This window comes from Gardnerella washingtoni (genome assembly GCF_049262705.1).
GTDB classification, from domain to species: domain Bacteria; phylum Actinomycetota; class Actinomycetes; order Actinomycetales; family Bifidobacteriaceae; genus Bifidobacterium; species Bifidobacterium vaginale_D.
In genome coordinates this window covers 920,209-939,343 of record NZ_CP058398.1, presented here as the reverse complement: position 1 = coordinate 939,343, position 19,135 = coordinate 920,209, and the positions used below count along the sequence as shown (strand labels likewise).

Annotated in this window: 13 protein-coding genes, 2 tRNA genes and 1 riboswitch; of the genes, 8 read left to right on the top strand and 7 right to left on the bottom strand. The window is 43.1% G+C overall.

Translation table 11 applies throughout. From position 1 onward, the window contains the following. Positions 1 to 64 precede the first annotated feature (64 nt). Positions 65 to 514: a DUF3021 family protein gene (locus HXT28_RS03555; protein ID WP_032814495.1), complete on the top strand. Its 450-nt coding sequence runs from the start codon at positions 65 to 67 to the stop codon at positions 512 to 514. 559 nt (positions 515 to 1,073) lie between these two features. Here the strand turns inward: HXT28_RS03555 and HXT28_RS03550 are convergent. Beyond that, the gene (locus HXT28_RS03550) at positions 1,074 to 1,478 is read right to left on the bottom strand and encodes a pyridoxamine 5'-phosphate oxidase family protein (protein ID WP_064347609.1); all 405 of its coding nucleotides are present in this window, start codon (positions 1,476 to 1,478) and stop codon (positions 1,074 to 1,076) included. A 392-nt stretch (positions 1,479 to 1,870) separates the two neighbouring features. On the opposite strand from HXT28_RS03550, the gene HXT28_RS03545 reads away from it, so the two are divergent. The 4 genes from HXT28_RS03545 to HXT28_RS03530 all read left to right on the top strand — a co-directional run bounded on the left by HXT28_RS03545 (position 1,871) and on the right by HXT28_RS03530 (position 6,411). Further along, positions 1,871 to 2,833 carry a DMT family transporter gene (locus HXT28_RS03545; RefSeq protein WP_422113698.1) on the top strand — a complete coding sequence of 321 codons (963 nt, stop codon included), beginning with the start codon at positions 1,871 to 1,873 and terminating at the stop codon, positions 2,831 to 2,833. Between the two features lie 194 nt (positions 2,834 to 3,027). After that, entirely contained in the window at positions 3,028 to 4,269 is a 1,242-nt protein-coding gene (locus tag HXT28_RS03540; RefSeq protein ID WP_422113254.1) for a hypothetical protein, read from the top strand. Between the two features lie 231 nt (positions 4,270 to 4,500). Continuing rightward, a tRNA-Ala gene (locus HXT28_RS03535) sits at positions 4,501 to 4,573 on the top strand. A gap of 112 nt (positions 4,574 to 4,685) precedes the next feature. Beyond that, positions 4,686 to 4,872, top strand: a riboswitch (Lysine riboswitch). A 48-nt stretch (positions 4,873 to 4,920) separates the two neighbouring features. Then, positions 4,921 to 6,411 carry an amino acid permease gene (locus tag HXT28_RS03530; protein WP_422113253.1) on the top strand — a complete coding sequence of 497 codons (1,491 nt, stop codon included), beginning with the start codon at positions 4,921 to 4,923 and terminating at the stop codon, positions 6,409 to 6,411. A gap of 1,161 nt (positions 6,412 to 7,572) precedes the next feature. On the opposite strand, the gene HXT28_RS03525 is transcribed toward HXT28_RS03530, so the two are convergent. Then, entirely contained in the window at positions 7,573 to 8,520 is a 948-nt protein-coding gene (locus HXT28_RS03525; RefSeq protein WP_422113252.1) for a hypothetical protein, read from the bottom strand. 179 nt (positions 8,521 to 8,699) lie between these two features. Then, positions 8,700 to 8,775: transfer RNA gene (locus tag HXT28_RS03520), tRNA-Asn, on the bottom strand. A gap of 495 nt (positions 8,776 to 9,270) precedes the next feature. Here HXT28_RS03520 and HXT28_RS03515 point away from each other — a divergent pair. Together HXT28_RS03515 and HXT28_RS03510 are read left to right on the top strand one after the other, a co-directional pair. Next, positions 9,271 to 9,669: a M23 family metallopeptidase gene (locus HXT28_RS03515; RefSeq protein WP_422113251.1), complete on the top strand. Its 399-nt coding sequence runs from the start codon at positions 9,271 to 9,273 to the stop codon at positions 9,667 to 9,669. 177 nt (positions 9,670 to 9,846) lie between these two features. Then, positions 9,847 to 11,658, top strand: coding sequence for an AMP-dependent synthetase/ligase (locus HXT28_RS03510; RefSeq protein ID WP_016636928.1), 1,812 nt, complete (start codon positions 9,847 to 9,849; stop codon positions 11,656 to 11,658). An 8-nt stretch (positions 11,659 to 11,666) separates the two neighbouring features. Here the strand turns inward: HXT28_RS03510 and HXT28_RS03505 are convergent, their stop codons facing one another. The 4 genes from HXT28_RS03505 to HXT28_RS03490 all read right to left on the bottom strand — a co-directional run bounded on the left by HXT28_RS03505 (position 11,667) and on the right by HXT28_RS03490 (position 15,410). Beyond that, on the bottom strand, positions 11,667 to 13,412 hold the full coding sequence (locus tag HXT28_RS03505; protein ID WP_422113250.1) for a hypothetical protein: 1,746 nt from the start codon (positions 13,410 to 13,412) through the stop codon (positions 11,667 to 11,669). A gap of 122 nt (positions 13,413 to 13,534) precedes the next feature. Beyond that, complete coding sequence (locus tag HXT28_RS03500) at positions 13,535 to 14,341, bottom strand: fructosamine kinase family protein (RefSeq protein WP_422113249.1); 807 nt, start codon at positions 14,339 to 14,341, stop codon at positions 13,535 to 13,537. 101 nt (positions 14,342 to 14,442) lie between these two features. Further along, positions 14,443 to 14,886 carry a DUF2871 domain-containing protein gene (locus HXT28_RS03495; RefSeq protein ID WP_016636932.1) on the bottom strand — a complete coding sequence of 148 codons (444 nt, stop codon included), beginning with the start codon at positions 14,884 to 14,886 and terminating at the stop codon, positions 14,443 to 14,445. Between the two features lie 83 nt (positions 14,887 to 14,969). After that, on the bottom strand, positions 14,970 to 15,410 hold the full coding sequence (locus HXT28_RS03490) for a hypothetical protein (RefSeq protein ID WP_422113248.1): 441 nt from the start codon (positions 15,408 to 15,410) through the stop codon (positions 14,970 to 14,972). 229 nt (positions 15,411 to 15,639) lie between these two features. Here HXT28_RS03490 and leuS point away from each other — a divergent pair, with 229 nt between their 5' ends. Then, positions 15,640 to 18,624: a leucine--tRNA ligase gene (gene leuS, locus HXT28_RS03485; RefSeq protein ID WP_422113247.1), complete on the top strand. Its 2,985-nt coding sequence runs from the start codon at positions 15,640 to 15,642 to the stop codon at positions 18,622 to 18,624. The last annotated feature ends 511 nt before the right edge of the window (positions 18,625 to 19,135 follow it).

Genomic DNA, 19,135 nt, shown 5'->3' with positions numbered 1-19,135 from the left:
CAAATATAAAACTATCAAAAATTTTAATACTAATTTTTTAATACTTAAAAAGGAAATGATTATTATGGAAAAGCAAGTTACAACTTTAGGTAAAACAATGGTAAAAAATATTGTTAAAGGCATTGGCATAGGGTGCACTATTTTTACTGCAATCAGTTTTGTGTCGAGCTTGTTAGCGCATAGCGCGGTTGGAAACAGAATTGCAGCTTATGCTGTAGCAACATTTGTTATAGGCATAGGCTATGGAGTATTTGCTATTTTTTGGTCGAATGAGCGTATGTCAAACCTTGCAAAATTCGTTTTTGCGTTAGTGCCGCCAATTGCTATTCAATTTATTGTATCGGTGATTGTTGGATGGATTTCATTCAAAGATGAACCATTAGTGGTTTGCGGGTGGATTGTGTTCACTGTTATTTTCCCGATTGCTATTGCTGCAGTAATGTATTACTTCGAGAAGAAGAAAGCGGAAGAAATGAACGCTAGATTGCAAGCATTGCGTAAAGAAACGAAGTAAATTAGCGACAACTAAATAATCAAATAAAATAATCAAATAAAAAAATTGAGTGGTGTTCATCTTCGCCGTTGAGGACGAACGCCACTCGATATTGTATGCTGCTTGCTTGAAACGTAGTAATTCGGCGTTTTGCGCGACGACCTGCTTTCGCGCTCATTCCTCACGGCATAGCCGTTCGGCTGATTTGCGAATCGACGACTTCGAGCTGCATAATGCGCGAGAAGTCACTTCGATTCGCTGAGCTTGCTCAAGTTGAAAGCACAGTGTGCTTTCAACGCAAGCTCAGTAGCGAGCGCGTTGCCCGCGCGAGCGTTAAGCACACCGTGCTTCACAATTGAGCCAAATCACGCTTTGAAGGAGCTTGAAATCCCATTGATTTCAAGCTCGGTCAAAGCGCGCGCGAAAGCAGGTCGGAGCGTGAGCTTGCTCAGACGGAAAGTCCAGTGGACTTTCCGTGCAAGCTCAGCAGCGAGCGCTTATAGTGCGAGCGTCCTTCGTTCAGTGCGAAAAATCTCAAATCTCTACCTCACGAATATCCACACGACTGAATGACGATGTATTAATCTTTCGCAATTGTTTTACCGGCAGTAGCGCCAGAAGTCAAATCCTGAATCTCAGTGATTTCCATAACTGGAACTGCAGCTGGTTTCTTTGTGCCTTTTTCTTCGGCAACGCGAACTTGCTCCTCGTAAATCGCATCATCAGTGTGAAGAGTTACGGTCCCGCGGAAGCGATAACCCTTCTTTTCTGCCAAATTAGCAACTGCTACAACCAACTGGCTGCCGTCTTGCAAGTTCTTAAAATGCTGGCCTGCAGTGCGCTCGTGGTAGGCAAGGTGGTTGTCGTCAAGCACGAACATAGACATTTTTGGTCCCAAATCAAGCTCGCCATCTTTGCTTACTGTTGCAATCCAAGCCAAATTATTCGCAATAAATTCCTTCATATCGGCTGTAAGTGTTGCCATAATAATTCCTTTCGTTTTAAACAGTATTGCCTCACGCTTATAGTGTGCAATTACATTACGTATTTATAGCTACATTACGCTGATTATGAGGAGGATTCGAGTGTGTGATGTAAAAAGTTATGTACTTGTGATATAAATCACCGATTTCGCGATATGTGAAATAAATAAAGTAAAAGAGTCGGGTGTTCGAGTTTTTCGAGTTGTACGTCGGAAATTTTCCGGGGAAACGCCAAAAAGTTGTACTTTTCACGTTTTTAAGGCTATTCTGTGTACTTTATAAGTTAAAATGCTTTACAAAAGAGAAATTTTAAAGAATCAACTTTTATAGTTGAAGGGGAAGCATTATGAAGGTGAAGGATGTAACGGCTCAATCGTTAACCAATCAATCTGGCATGCCTCAAGGTAAGGGTGTTCGTACAGCTCAATTCATGCTGCTTATTTGTGCTGCTATTTGGGGTGGCAGCTATGTTTCTTCAAAATATGCGCTTGAGGTTTTTCCTGTTCAATGGCTGATGGGTGTGCGTATGGTTGGTGCGTGCGCTATTATGGTCGTTATTTTCTTCAATACGCTTCGTAAAACCTTTACTGCTACATTAATTATTCCTTCGTTACTTACTGGCGTTACCTACTATGCTACGTTAGTGTTGCAAACTGAAGGTTTGCGATCAATTGATCCGGGACGCAGCGCTTTTCTTACAGCAGCTTATTGTGTGATTGCGCCATTTTCAGCTTGGCTTATTGTGAAGAAAAAGCCAACGTTATTAGGTTTGATAGCTGCAGTAACTTGTGTGGCAGGAGTCGGTTTTGTGGCATTAAAACCAGGAATGCTTGTGCTGACGCTATCGTATGGAGATGTACTTACGCTCATTTGTGCAGCAGTATTTGCGTTTAATTTGACGTTCCTTGCATACTATTCACGTAAATATAATCCTGTGACATTAACTTTCGGGCAATTTGCTGTCTCTGCAGTGCTCTTTATGGCAGGTGCTCTTATAAGTGAGCCACTGCCAAACTTTCATGGTGCTGACCATGTAACAATTATTGCTAATATGTTGTATCTTACTGTAGTAGTAACAGTAGTTGCACAGATTATGCAAAACTATAGTTTGGTGAATCTTTCTACTGCGAACGCTTCCGTCATTATGTGCACTGAAAGCTTATTCACACTGCTATTTTCTACGTTGTTCTATCATGAGCATGTGTCAAATATGGCATTCGTGGGATTTGCGTTAATATTTGCAGCTATTATTATTGCAAGTTTTGGTGAACATTACGATGAGAAAAAAGTGAAGCAAGCGTCTTTGCGTAAAAAAGTAACGTTGCAATCAACTTCATTGAATTCAGCTTCACTATAGTTTGTTGTGTTGTGTTGAGCATGTTATTGCAATGAGCATGTGATTATCTTGTGACGTTGTTGTAAGAGTTTATGAGGCAATACTGTGCAACTCCTGTATTGAGTGCTACCATCATTGTTGGTAACAAATCGGTAATAGTGTTGGGCAGATTGCCTTATATTTGTTAATGCTATTGGTAGATGTAGGGTACATACGTGAAGAATTTCTTCAAAGGCATATCGTTTACGCAAGTATTAGCTGGCTCGCTTGCAGCAGTGACGTCGTTTTTGCTTGCTTCTAAAATTGGTATTGCTGGTTCAGTTATAGGTGTAGCTGTTGGTTCGATTGTGTCGGCAGTAGCTTCCCAATTGTATCAAAATGTGATTCATGCGTCGTCTCGCAAGCTAGCGGAAGCAAATGCAAATAATGTTGCTGAACGCACTGCGAGCAGTGATACTGTGGATTTGCGTAATAATGCTGATGCCGTAAATAATGCTGCAAATAATATCGCAAATAATATCGCAAATAATGCTGATAATGCGCAAACTAGTTCTCAAAGTACGGGAGATGGTATTCATATGCCATATTCATCTGATGTTTCACCATGGCAGGATGATCCTTCGGAAGATGGAAATAATCTATTTATTCCTGGAGAACAATATGATTCATCTGCGCAATCCACTCAGGCTATGCAGCCAACTCAGCCTGAGCAGTTAACGCAACCAACGCAGCCTTTTGACGCAATTGCTGGACGCACAGTAAGTTCACAAGTTCGTAATCCAGAATTAGAAAATACGCGTATTTTAGAGCTTTCAGCATTGCGCAAGCAGCGTGAAGAAGACATGGCATTGTCGGAAGGTTCTCTTGCTGAACCAATACCGTTATCGCAAGCTATTCGTTCAAATTATAATGCTGTGCCGCCTGAGCCTGCTCGTCATACTGGTAGCCGACGTGCGACGATTATTATTGCTGTTTTGAGTGCATTGTTGGCTGTTGTTGTTACCGCTTGCGTAGTGCTGCTTTTTACGCAAGGTAAAGGCACCGATAATATGAATCAGCAGGAGCAAGCTCCACAGCAGCAACAGCAGCCTCAACCGCAGCAACGCAACAATCAGAATATGCGAGTGGAGCATAAGAAACCTGTTGAAAATGACACTACAACGCAAGAACCAACTGATGAAGATAATGGCAAGAATTTGCATAGTCACGAGAATGTTGACAGTACTGTGAATGGTCATACAGATAACGAATCTGGCGCGGATACGAATAATAATAGTAATAGTTCAAATTCAGGCGATGGTTTTGGCGGCAATAGTTCGGGGAGTGATACTTCAACTGCAGGTGCGGGAGCTAATGCTGGTGCTGGATCTGGTAGCAGCAGTGGTAGTGGATCATCAACTAGTACTACTGCGCCAGGAAGTGGTCAAGTTTCAGGCGGAGCTAATAGTAATTCGTAGTTATATGGCTGATTTGCTGGGGGTAACGTATTGAAGATATTGCTGAGTGGCGCTTACTGAGTTTCGGTGTGGTCTGTTGTGTTTTGTGTGCGTCATATGTGGATTGGTATCCGCTTGAAAGTGCGGTATTGTGCATGTGTTGCATGCGTATGATTCGACACGCCGCATTTGGAAAGACTACGAATTTGTTGTATTCTATCAAAGGTTCGTTTGAACGGCATAAATAAAAACGGGGCTATGGCGCAGCTGGTAGCGCATCTCCATGGCATGGAGGGGGTCGGGGGTTCGAATCCCCCTAGCTCCACAAATTTTAAACGTCACTTCTTATGAGGTGACGTTTTTTGTTATTATTTCCAATTTTTATGCGCCACGCCGTATTTTTTACTGTTTGTCTGCAAGTCGTACTAAAAATGAACACCATCGACCAGAGGTCGCGCTCAACAAGAGTAGCAGACATGAGCTAGGGAAAGCGATGAATGTTTGCCAAAGGGGAGAGCGCCGAAGTTTACTGCTGATTCCCAAAGGTAGTATGCTGGGACTTGGTTTAATATGCCAAGTACTGTCGCAGCGAGTCGGCATTCGCTGCGGAGCGCTATCGACACGCACGCTGTTGCTTGTTTTTGCCTCTGATTGTGTTAAGAAGGAGGAAAAATGAGTGATTCATTATCATCTACTGCCACACAAACTTCTGAGCAGAATCACGATGTTCACCGCGCTTTAAAAACGCGACATATTTCTATGATTGCCTTAGGTGGCAGCATTGGTACCGGTCTGTTTGTTGCCAGCGGTGCAACAATTCACATGGCTGGTCCTGGCGGCGCTTTGTTTGCGTACGGCGCAATCGGCATCATGGTTTATTTCCTTATGACATCTCTTGGTGAGATGGCTACGTTCATGCCTATTAGTGGCTCGTTTGCATCGTATTCCGGACGTTTTATTGATCCTGCGCTTGGTTTTGCAATGGGCTGGAACTACTGGTTTAACTGGGCTATTACGGTGGCTGTAGACGTTAGTACTGCAGCAATCGTGTTGCAATACTGGTTCCCGAAAGTGCCAATATGGATTTTCTCATTGGCAGTTCTTATGCTTATTTTGCTGATTAACGTTCTTACAGTTAAGTGCTTTGGTGAAACAGAATATTGGCTTTCTATTGTGAAGGTCGTTGCAGTAATAGTATTCCTTGTTATTGGTTCCTTGACGATTGTTGGCATTATTGGCGGCAAGGCACCATTCTTGCAAAACTTCACTCATAAGGATGCTCCATTCGCTGGTGGTATTCCTGCTGTGTTGTGTGCGTTTGCTATTGCTGGCTTCTCGTTCCAAGGTACTGAGCTTATTGGTATTACTGCTGGAGAGTCAGCAACGCCAGAAAAGAGTATTCCGAAGGCTGTTAAGCAAGTGTTCTGGCGTATTCTTCTTTTCTACATCCTCGCTATTTTCGTTATTGCGTGCATTATTCCTTACACTGACAAGAATTTGCTTGGATCTGACGTAACGGATATTGCTATTAGCCCATTCACTCTTGTGTTCCAACGTGCAGGTCTTGCGGCTGCTGCAGCTGTTATGAATGCTGTGATTTTGACTTCTGTTATTTCTGCAGCAAATTCCGGTATGTATGCGTCAACGCGAATGCTTTATGCTCTTGCAAAGGATGGTAATGCTCCGAAAGTTTTCGGTAAGGTAAGCTTCCGTGGTATTCCAGTTCCAGCTTTGCTTGCAACATTTGTGGTAGCTTTGTTCACATTCTTTATGAGTATCTTTGGTTCGCAAATATACATGTTCCTGGTCGCAGCAAGTGGTTTAACAGGCTTTATCGCTTGGGCTGGTATTGCAGCGGCTCACTACCGTTTCCGTAAGGCGTATGTGGCGCAAGGGCATTCTTTGGATGATTTAGTATACCGCGCAAAGTGGTATCCGTTCGGTCCGATTGTAGCATTCTTGCTGTGCGTTCTAGTTATTGTTGGTCAGGATTTGCACTCATTTGCAACTCTTAACTGGCAGGCTATTGGCATTACGTACATGTCTGTGCCGTTGTTCTTGATTTTGTATGTTGGTTACAAGATTAAGAATCATACTAAGGTTATTCCGCTTGAAGAAGTTGATTTAAGTGGAATATGCAACAATCGTACAACAGTTGAGTAGAAGTTACGTTTACTGGTTGTAGGTATAAAAAATAAACGTATGTTGAATAAAGCGTGCAGGATATCGTATGAGATATTTTGCACGCTTTCTAATATTATAAAACTGCGCAATTGGGCTATAATACCGCAATGGCATTTGCGCAAGATGTTTCAGCATGGCTTTAGTTATGAGAATCCAATGCTCTGAAGCTGATTATCCATGCCTGACTATGCATCCATAATTGTGGTGTCTGATATATGCGAAAACATGTTTTACAAAAATCGTACGTAATGCTGAATACTCGACTTTTAGCTTAGTTGTGCCTAATTTTCCTGGTATTTTAATTCTTCAGTATTTCAACTTGCTAGTTTCAATTCATCTGTATTTCAACGAAAACACGTTTTTTAGACGCAGTTTTTGGGCTTAACTCCTTTTGTTCACTACGTCAGTTTCTGTCGCTTGGCGCCACCGTACCAATAGGGGGTTATAGGCCAAAAGTGTGTAAGAAATCATGTCTTAGACCTTGCAATACAAGCGTTTTGCGGTAATCGAATCTGTTTGCTGCATATTCGCCACTACCCGGACAAAAACTGTGTAAAAAATCAGCTCATAACCCTTACGACAGTAAGACTCACAGCATATCGAATGTGGGCTATTTCTTATGCTAAGCGGCATTCCAAGTATGTATTAGCTGAATATAACAATACATCGTCAAACGCTGTTACTAGCGCAGATTACGTACTGCGCGAAGAACGTATAACCCCGCTTATTCGTTATTAACGCAGATTACGTACTGCGCGAAGAACGTATAACCCCGCTTATTCGTTATTAACGCAGATTACGTACTGCACCAGTAACATACAACCGTTACTTTCTCAGATACTTGACTGAGTTTTTAACAGTGTTTGGGTGATTACCGTTGTTTTCTCAGTTTGTTGACTGAGTTTTTAACAATGTTTGGGTGATTACCGTTATTTTCTCAGCTAGCTAACTGAGAGTTAGTAACAGTGTTGCGTCTGTGGTTTATGCCACAGAATATTCATCAGCTTAGCTTTACACCCTTTTTGGGAAATAACCCCCAATAGGGTATTGCTAATACAAAAAGCCCTCGCAAGTATGTACCTGCGAGAGCTTTTTGCTTGAGCATTAATCGATACTACAGAAGAGTGTAAGGGTTACGATTTATTTACCAATAATGTTCGTTACAGGTCCAACTCCGTCAACAAATGAATCGGAATTAGAGTTTCCTGGCTTAGAAGGATTGCTTGGCGGAGGAGTTTCTCCAGGCTTAGTAGGTTCACTTGGTGAAGGAGAATTTTTGTCGATAATATCTAGTGGATCCTGCTGACCTACTGACGGTTTAGATTCTCCCTGTTCGCCAGATTTTCCTTTCTTATCAGTGTTGTTAGTTTTATTGTCCGTATCGTTAGGCTTCTTGGCATCTGGTTTCTTGGCGTCAGGTTTCTTGCCATCTGGCTTCTTGGCGTCAGGTTTCTTGCCATCTGGCTTCTTGGCGTCAGGCTTCTTGTCTTTTCCTTCGCCTGGTTTTGCATTGCCTGGAGCGCTTTGTCGCCTTTGTGGAACAACGTTCGACTTACGAATTACGTTGTTAGTGGCTTGCTGAACCTCTTTTGTTTCTTCTTTTGTTTTTTCTTCTTCTTTGCTGGTATCTTTGTTGGTACCTTTATCTTTGTCTTTGTTTTTATTGAGCAAAGCAACAGACAAAGTTCGTACTTTTTCTGCTCTATTTAAGTACCAATCGTATGAAGCTAGTGCTTGTGCGCTTTGACTGCCAAGTTCTTCTGGAGAACTTGCTGTGCATGCTACATAATCTGGAACTTTTTCACTAATAATGCGTGCAAGTTTTTTAGCGTCAGAAGAATTATCTTTAGTAAGACCCAATATTACTTTGTTGGCTATGAGCTGCTTCCATAAATTATTTGCTTGCATCACTTGTGCGACTTTAATCTCACACTGCTTGCGTGCTGCTTTGGTGCGCTCAGTTTGCTTTATATACCAGAATGTTCCCAAAGTGGTAAGTGCTAAAGCGAGTACAACAATGCCTACAACCAGAACAATAAGCTTCCGCTTTCTGTTCTGGTCAACATTAGCAAAGATACGTTGAATCATATGCTTCCTCTGTTTATCGATAATTGCTCAATATTGTTATATGCTCAATACAACTGTTTATATAATACGCCAAAGTGTTTATGTTATCCACGCACAGGAGCATGGCAGACATAGCACGTTGAGTTACGCTACTATGCTAGCTTGTAACGCAAAAAGCCACTGGATAACCAGTGGCTTTATGGCTCCTGCGGCTGGGCTTGAACCAGCGACCATTCGATTAACAGTCGAACGCTCTGCCAACTGAGCTACGCAGGAATATCTTGTGCTTGACTGTGTGCCGCGCACAAGACATATATATTACACGGAATTTCTTAAGATGCAAATACGGCGTGTTTTGGCGTGTCGCGGTGAGTTGGTTGACACGTATGTTTTATCCACAATGCAATAAAATCCTATGTTTTTTGTACTTGACTTGGAACACTTATATCAAAGGTAAATTCCGTTAAATGGTGCATAGGAGTACGCATGCATATGTTCAATAATAAATATTCGCATGTTAGGATGGCAATGAAGCGGTGGTTACAACAGAGTAGCAAAAGGCGAAATACTTATGGACTATTCTGTCGTTTCTTTGCTAGTTTGGGAATTTTTGTAGCACTAGCTGTGCTACTTACTGCACTCTTGTCGCAATCTGAAGTGTTACGGCGCAATCAACAGTTGAGATATTATATTACAAAATCAGCAAGTGCATGTTGTTATAAGTGTGCTCTTGTTAAAAGTGCTTCTAGCGCAGATACTTGTCGTTCTGTTATGCAGTGGCCAGTAAAGCCTGCACGTATTGTGAAAGCATATAGTCCACCGCCTAAACCTTGGTTAGCAGGGCATCGCGGTGTTGATTTAGCGGCAACAACTGGTACTGCTTTATTTGCGCCAGCAGATGGCGTTATTAGTTTTGCTGGAAAAGTTGCTGGAAAGTCAGTAGTGAGTATTCGACATGGTGAGTTGACTTCTACATTTGAGCCTGCAGTCACGAAGCTTACTGTTGGAGTAGGAGTAAAGAAAGGTCAGAAATTTGGGCATGTTGAAGGTGGTTCTGATCATTGTGGTAAACGATGTGTGCAATGGGGTTTAAAGAAGAAAAATCGTGTTTATGTAAATCCTGCTGCTCAAACAGTGCGCCGTCACATTGTTTTGAAGCCGGCAACCTGAATGGAACACAATATGAGTATGTTTTGTGCGCTGGAGAAAAAATCAAGTGAAACATGGAATGTTTGTAGAATAATGAATAAAATTTACGACAATCTTGTAGATATGAGCATAGGCTGATTATTGTGAATCGCGTATAGTAAAGATATACGATAATGCGGCAAACACAGAGGAGCGCATATGCAAGAGTACTCTCGTCCACTTGATGATGCTATCGATATTGATGTTAACGTGTTTTCTCTGTTAGAAAATCGTGTGGCGCGCAATGCTAACGGTTCCTTGGTTGAATATGTTGATAATAACGGTGTTTGGCAGTCGTACACGGCTCAAGATTTTCGAGATACAGTTATCGCTGTTGCTAAGGGTTTTATTGCGCGTGGAGTTATGCCAGGTGATGCTGTGTCGATTATTGCTCATACTTCATGGCAGTGGACTGTGCTTGATATGGCAATTATGTCTATTGGTGCGCTCACAGTGCCTATTTATGAAACAAGCTCATCGTTGCAGATACAACATATTGTGCAAGATTCTCAAGTTGTTTCCATGTTTGTTGAGTCTTCTGACATGTTGCCGAAAATAGAGGCAGTGCAAGCTGAGTGCGATACGCTTCGCGATGTGCATGTTATGAATCGTGGTGCGCTTGATGCATGCATCGAGTATGGTAAAGCGGTCACTGATGCGGAATTTTACGAGCGCATGCATGCTGTTCGAGGTAGTGACATTGCCACAATTGTGTATACTTCAGGTTCAACTGGCGAGCCAAAGGGTATTGAACTTACACACAGTAATTTTGCTTTTATTGCTCAATCGGGTGTTATTTCTATGCCAGATATTGCTTTAAAAGGTAACCCTCGCTTGTTACTGTTTTTGCCATTAGCACACGTTTTTGCGAGGTTTATGCAATTATTCTGTTTTGCTGGAAATATTACGCTTGGTTTAACAAGTAATTTAAAAACAGTTCTTAACGATTTTCAAACTTTTAAGCCAACATTTATTTTGGGTGTTCCGCGTATTTTTGAAAAAATTTACAATGCAGCTTCACAGAAAGCCGGTAGAGGCATGAAGGGCTTTATTTTTGCTTATGCTGCAAACGTTGCTCGTCAATGGTCGTACGCGCAACAATCTGAAGCAATGGTTCCGCCAATGTTAGCGCTGAGTCATGCAATATGTAAAAAGCTGGTATATAAGCCATTATTACAAGTTTTTGGTGGCGCTGTTTCATATGCTATTTCTGGCGGAGCTCCGCTCGATCTTTCGATTGCGCATTTCTTTAATGGGATTGGTTTACCGTTGCTTGAAGGTTACGGTATGACGGAAACATGTGCGCCTTCGATGGTGAATCCTACAACAGGTTATCGTATTGGTACTGTTGGTTTGCCGGTAAAAGGTGTGTCGGTGGCGATTGCCAATGATGGTGAATTATGTATTAAAAGCCCTGCAGTATGCAAAGGGTATCATAATAATCCTGAGCTTACTCGTCAACAAATTGTTAACGGGTGGTTGCATACGGGTGATTTTGGTTCCTTAGATGCCGACGGTTTTGTGCGTATTACCGGCAGAAAGAAAGATCTTATTATTACTGCTGGTGGTAAGAACTTATCGCCAAATGCTTTAGAGGCTTCTTTAATGTCTTCTCCAATTATTGCTCAAGCGGTAGTAATTGGAGACAGAAAGCCGTTTATTGCAGCTATTATTGCGCTTGATATAACAGAAGTAAATACTTGGCTTGCTTCTCGTGGTGCCTGCCAAGTGCGTTCGTTGCAGGAAGCTTCGCGCAATAGTATTGTGCGCGCAGAAGTTGAGCGTGCTGTTACTAGAGCTAATGCTTTGGTTTCGCGTGCTGAGTCTATTCGCAAGTTTGAAATCGTTTCGGATGAGTTTACGCAAGCAAACGGTTTAATTACGCCAAGCTTAAAAGCGCGTCGCCAAGCTGTTGCGGAGCGTTACCACGATCTTATTGAGCATGTGATATACGCTCCACGTAAACGGTAGGGAGATGCTTACAAACCCGCGTCAGCTAAGGAAATATAGCCTGGATCAATTAAACGAGCTTTTAAGTTTGTAGCGCTTACTGCCAGCAGTTGCTCGCGAACAGTAGGTACGCTAATTCCAGCTGCCAATGTTGTTGACGTTGTGGTGATTTTTGGTGCGAGCTTGCCAGTACGGTTAAGCGAATCGCATGTAGTGACAATATCGTGAACTATTTGCGCTCTGTGCTCAATAGTTGTCATCCACTGTTTGCCGTTTACAATATTCGGCATAATATTCTTGTACGCGCCGTAACCAGTTATTGCTGGCCATTTTTTCGCTTGTGCTGCATCATACTCTTTAGGTTGCTGCTGCTCTTGCACATCTTTTGCCATGTGATCCTGAGTGCTGCGTGGAGCAGGAACTGGTCGTTTAATAAGATTACGTTTACCAATAAAACTACCTATAACATCCGGCAGTGTAAATGACGGGTTGATATCTGCGGCACTACCTTCGTAGCCGAAATCTTGCAAAGTTTGCGCAGTTTGCCATGCAATCTGATCGTCGAGCGCAATAATGCCATCAACATGAAGTGGTGAAGGTGTTAGTAAATGCGTGTTGCGTGTAATGCGATTCTTTAATTCTGTTTTTACTGCGTCTGCAGCATCAGCATCAAAAGCTACGTTAACCCAATCTTTTTCTGTGCTATGAGCGTGTAATTTTCCAGACGTGCTTCGCAATACGCCAGAAGCAAAATATGGTCGTAACACTTTCCAAATTCCAGCGAATGCTTGTTGTGCGAAATCATCTTTGAGATTTGCTGTGTCGCTGCCTGTAGTATCCGACATGTTATCAGCATCCAAAGGTGCTTGGTCATTGTTTTCACTCATATTGTTAGCGTGTGTATTGATATTCTTTTGGTTGTGGCATGGTAAAAGCACTTCAATATAGCGAGGATTTTCTCGTGTAGCGCGGTCAAGAGCAAGCTTTTGTACTAAAGTTGCTGCTTGTGTTTCTCCAATGCTGCTGGCATCAGAGAGGTGGAAAAGCACGTCAGGCTGAGAACCTTGAATATAGTGAGAAAGCATAACTACGTGCATGCCAGCTTTTTGAGCAAGACGAAGTGCTGAAGCTAAACGCTGTTCCGCTCGAAGCGTATGTTGATTGTCTTGTGATTGAGAATCTTGTGACTGCGTTGAGTCTGTTGGTGCTGCAACTTGTTGCGCTGTGTTTGCAGTAGGTGATGATACGTAATCGCCATAATTATTATTGCCATTTTTGTTAGCCCACGGAGCGATTACCAGTGTTGTTGCTTGCAGTCGCTTTTTTATAGTTGTATTTGTGGCTGTTGTGCTTGTGGTGTCAATCTTTTGTTTGCTACTATTGGTCTTTTTTGTGTTACCTGTAATCTTCTCTTGTTGTAAGTGTAGGGGTGTGAGCAAATTTACTACATAATCTTGCACGTCTTGACTTTGATCTTCAAGACTTGAAGAAGTTTTAGTAACAATAGCATTGTCAGTAAAACCTTTGCTTTTTAGGCTTTTTACTAATTCTGGAACTAGCTGATCCCACGTGCTTAATGGTTTGTGGCGTGTTAATGCTAATCCGTCAGCAGGTGTGAAAATAACAACATTGCCATGATGAATGCGCGCTGGACTTGTTGGTGTAGGAGTAGCTTGTGGCTTCGCACCACAAGAACTAGTAACAAGTAGCATCGAAACTAATGCTGTTAGCACAATAAAAGTGCGATGCCAAGCATGCTTGCGCAAACGAATCATAATAATAATGGCCTTTCGTAATGGTTACGATGAAGTCTATAGGTTAATTGCAGATTATTGTCGTATAAATTACGCTACTGTTTATTGACAGTAACGTATTGTTGCTACTTGCTGTTTGTTTGTTAACAGTGTAGCAAGTTTTGACACATATCGCGATATTCTTCTACGTATCCTCCACCAAAGAATACGCAATGACCAGCAATAGGGTACAGTTGCCAAACAGTCATACGCTGCTCAAAACCTGATTTAAGTGGGTGCACAGATTGGTATCCGTCTATAATCTGCTTAAAGTAACTTATGCCAAATAAGTGCAGCATAGCTAAATCTTCTTCACGATGTCCACCGTGTGCAGCTGGATCTATAAGAACAGCTTCAGTATGCTTGCCGTCGTCACTTTTTGTCCATAAAACGTTTCCGCTCCACAAGTCTCCGTGAACTCGAGCAGGCTTATCTTCTGCAGCTTTTCCTAATAAATCAGGCAGTGCATCAATAACTTCGTTGGTAAGATCTAAATCGCTTTTAGTAAGCTCTCTGCGAGCAATCCCAAGCTCAACCATAGGGCGCAATCGTCCGTCCGCAAGGTAATCAATAACACTATGCCATGTGCCAGTCGGCATTGGAACCGGATCCGTAAGCGGACCAAAGTAGCAGGTGCCATCGTAATCTGCTGGAGCTTCTCCAAAATATTGTGCTCCATAATCGTGCATGTGGGCGAGTGCAGCGCCAAATTCAAATGCTGCTAACGGTGTAGGAGAAGTAGTGTTAATACGTTCGATATTGAGGTAATCATTTCCCCATTCAAATACTTTCGCTACGCGTGGGCCGCCATGTGCGTGAGCTTCTTGCATCCATTGCAAGCCTTTGCCTTCGCATTCAAAAAAACGATCTGGTGCGTATGATCTGCTTTTTGTGTACACATTATTATTCATAGCAACCTTCTTAACGTTGTAGCACGTGCGATATGAGTATTACACATGTTGGAGAGTTGCATGCGTAATAATTCGTGGGTAATTTATTGTTTGCAAAATCACTATTTTACTGAAGTCTGAGCACAATGAGTGATGCTGTGTTTAATTTGCAATAAAATGAGTACAATACTTACGCCAAGTAGGATGTGCCCGATTCCTGCTAAACCGGTGATGGCAAAATCTATAGACGGACTGAGATGGAGACGTAGCACTTGTGTAATGCCGCGAGTAACCATCATTACCGCTGTGAGGTTGAGTCCAATATGATACGTTATTAAGATTCGTGTAGTCTTTTCGTTACTAAAACTGAAGTTTTTCTCAACGAGTATGAGTAACAGAAAAACAACCATGCCCAGCATAAAGTAGTGTGTGTGAACTACGGCAAGCACAGTTTTTGCGTGGAAAGCGTTAAATTTTGTAAATTCACGATAAAAGACGCCGCCAATCATGGCGAGGACAGCATACAACAAAGACGTATTAATATAATGCTTCATAGCATGGTTCATAGTAACTTCCTTACATAGAGTGCGAGTTAAATATTCCTTGGAAATATTGCCGGTGTTGCAGGTGATGCAGGTATTTGTGAGCGCTATTGCATAGTATGAGTGTTTTGTAGTGCTGGGCATACAGCTTTAGCAAATTGATATCCAAAGAGCAGTCCTGCGCAAAATAGTGCAGCGCCTAATCCTGTGTAAAACACTGCAATAAACTGTTCGGGAGCTATATTGCTTGCGCGCAAAGCAATGCCGCCAGTCATCATAAAAGCCATAATGATAAAGGATTTTACGTCAAAGAATTTAAGGAAAAACTGTTTTTCTTCCTCATAATTGTGGATTCGTTGAGTATGTTTTTTAACAAGTTTGCCAAAAATGAGGAATTGAAATATCGCAAAAACTAGCAGTGACAAAGCGTAATTTATTGGTGATAGGTAGGATGGGTATGCAATGAATCCGATGTGAAGAATATTAAATCCTGCAGCGCTCCAAACTAAGCAAGCAATAAGTAGCAATGTATTTTTTGATACTTTCAAAGCGCATCCCCTTTAATATTTATAGTTTTAAGTAATTTTTATCTGATTTTTTAATATTTATTTACTAATAAACTGTAATCACTATTCTAACGACTTATTTCATAAAATGAGTAGCATAACGTAATTTTGTGCACTTATTGGGAAAACTTACACAAAAGTGCATGTTTTCTTCATAAAACTTGTAAAAAGTGTTGCGTAATGACGATGTGAGACGCTATAGTCCTAGGGTATGAACGACAACGATCAACAGTATGCAACAGCTGACAACAAAGCTACTATTGCTGAGCCAGCTTTTCGTTACAATGCGCAGCTCGCACAAGATATCGAGCAGCGCTGGCAAAAAACCTGGGACGAGCAAGGCACGTTCTGGGCTGCTAATGTTAAGGGCGATTTGAAGGATGGCGAAGGCAAGCTTGCTGATGGTCGTCCTTCTTTCTTTGCAATGGACATGTTCCCATATCCTTCCGGTAAGGGCTTGCACGTTGGACATCCTCTTGGATACTTGGCAACGGATGTTGTAAGCCGTTACCATCGCATGAAGGGTGAGAATGTTCTTCACGCAATGGGTTACGACGCTTTTGGTTTGCCAGCAGAACAGTATGCTGTGCAAACTGGTCAGCATCCGCGCATTACTACTGAAGCAAATATTGCTAATATGCGCAGGCAATTGCACCGCATGGGCTTGAGCTTTGATGATCGTAGGTCTTTTGCAACGATTGACACAAATTATGTGCGTTGGACGCAATGGATTTTCTCGAAGCTTTATGATGCTTGGTACAACCCTGATTTTGTGCGCAAAGATGGCGGTAAAGGTTCTGCTCGTCCGATTGCTGAGTTAGTTGACGAATTTAAGAGCGGCAAGCGCGAAATTCCTGGTTTTGCAGGCAAAAAGTGGGAAGAGCTTAACAAGGTAGAGCAAGCGGATGTATTAAACGATTTCCGCATTGCTTATATTTCTAAATCTCCTGTAAATTGGTGCCCAGGATTGGGAACTGTGCTTGCAAACGAGGAAGTTACTGCAGAAGGTAAGTCTGAGCGCGGAAACTTCCCAGTATTCCAGCGCAACCTCCGCCAGTGGTCCATGCGAATTACCGCTTACGGACACCGCTTGGTAGAAGATTTGAACACTATTGATTGGCCTGAAAAAGTTAAGCTTATGCAGCGAAACTGGATTGGCGAATCTCACGGCGCTTCTGTGCATTTTGAAGTGCCATGTGCGGACGGCGAAACTCGCGATTTGGAAGTGTATACGACTCGTCCAGACACGCTTTTTGGTACTACTTTTGCGGTTGTTTCTGTGGATCACCCAATTCTTGAGCATGTGCCAGAAGCTTGGGGTGCAGACGTTCCGGAAAGCTGGAAGGGCGGCTACGCAAGCCTTAAAGAAGGCTTAGCAGAGTATCAAGCTCAAGCTCGCGCAAAAACTGCTAAAGATCGCACGGAAGATGCAGGAGCAAAAACCGGCTTGTTTACTGGTCTTTATGCAATTAATCCTGTAACTGGAGCAAAACTTCCACTCTTTACTGCAGACTACGTGCTTATGGGCTACGGTACGGGCGCAATTATGGCAGTTCCTGGCGGCGACCAGCGCGACTACGATTTCGCAAAGGCCTTCGGTTTGCCAGTAATCTACACTGTTGAGCCGCTTGCTGATTCTGGCGAAAAGTTGGCGGATTACGAAGGTGAAGCTCCATTCGTTTCTCACGACGGAATCGTTATTAATTCAGCAGTAGAGCATACGCATAAGCTTGGTGATGCGTTGTCTATTAACGGTTTGCGCGTGGACGAAGCTATTAAAAAGGTAACGACGTGGCTTGAAGCTGCAGGCGTAGGAAAAGGTAGGGTTTCTTACCGACTTCGCGACTGGCTGTTCTCTCGCCAGCGCTACTGGGGCGAGCCATTCCCAATCGTTTACGATGAGGACGGTGTTGCTCACTTAGTGCCAGATAGCGAGCTTCCAATTGCTTTGCCGGACGTTCCTGATTATCAGCCGAAAACTTACGCTCCAGACGACGCAAATTCGGAGCCTGAAGCACCATTGAGCCGAAACGATGATTGGGTAAAAGTTCAGCTCGACCTTGGCGACGGCGTAAAAACCTACTATCGCGATACCAACACTATGCCAAACTGGGCTGGTTCTTGCTGGTATTACATGCGCTACTTGGATCCAAACGACGCTGAGCATATGGTTGACAGCGACGAATATGACTACTGGATGGGCACGAACCGTCCCGGCAAAGAGCATGTTTCTGGCGGCGTTGACCTTTATGTTGGCGGTGTGGAGCACGCAGTTTTGCACTTGCTTTACTCGCGCTTCTGGCATAAGGCGCTTTACGATTTGGGTTACGTGGATTCTGCTGAACCATTCCACCGCCTGTTTAACCAGGGTATGATTCAGGCTTACGCTTACACGGATGAGCGCGGACAGTACGTTCCTGCTGATGAGGTTGAAGAAGGTGCTGCAAACGGCGCTGGCGAGCCAACCTTTACATGGCACGGCGAAAGTGTGAACCGCGAGTTCGGCAAAATGGGCAAGAGTCTAAAGAATATTGTGACTCCAGACTACATGTACGAAAACTATGGTGCAGACACGTTCCGCCTGTACGAAATGAGCATGGGGCCGCTTTCTGAGTCCCGTCCATGGAATACGCGTAATGTTGTTGGCGGCATGCGATTCTTGCAGCGCTTGTGGCGTAACGTTGTGAATGAAGAAACCGGAGCTTGTGTGGTCACAGACGACGCGCTCGACGAGAAGACGTTGAAGCTTCTTAACAACACAATTGCAGAAGTGACTGTGGAAATGGAAGCAATGCGTCCAAATACTGCAATCGCTAAGCTGATTGTGTTGAACAACCACTTAACTTCTCTTCCTCACGTGCCTCGCGCAGCTGTTGAGCCACTGGTGCTTATGTTGGCTCCAATTGCGCCTCATATTTGTGAAGAAATGTGGAGTAAGCTTGGACACGCAAAGTCGATTGCTCACGCAGATTGGCCTGTTGCGGATTCTCGCTACGTTGGTGAGGATACTGTTACTGCCGTTGTGCAAATAAAGGGCAAGGTTCGAGCAAAGCTTGAAGTTGATCCAAATATTGACGCTTCTGAGCTTGAAAAGCTTGCGCTAGAAGCTGTAGCTGATCGCTTAGGTGGTAAGGCTCCGCGCAAGGTGATTGTGAAGGCTCCTAAGATTGTGTCTATTGTGCCTGACGAAAGCTGAGTCAAGGTTAAAGTCGGCTTAATGAATGCTGTATTGCGCGATTTTTCGCGCTTTACAGCATTTTTTCGTTATTCTTGCGTATCGTCTATGAGTTTTGATTAATGTTTTCTATAGTCGGTCTGATGAGCCTCGAAAGTTTTCAGCATCGCAAGTTCCCGTCCTTCGTCGCTCTAGCTGTTAAAGGTTTTACTGTCTGCTTTGTTCTTAAAAGAACGTTGCTTCCTCAGTCCTCTTTTATTGCTCTGCCCGAAAACTTTTGAGGCTCTACCACATTAGACCACAACACAAAACTCATAGACTCGTGCAGAAAGTTGCGAAGCTGCGTGGTTTACTCAGTGCAACTAAAGTCGCTTAATTAAGCTGCGGATGGGTGCGTGGTAGGAGTGTCTGGTGTGGTGTGCGCGGCAGCATTAATGCTAGTGTTCTTTGAACAGTAGAACGAGTGTTAAAGGTTTTAACCACAGGCGCGTATTTTTGTTGCAAAGTGCTATAAGTTTCCCAATAGTTAAGT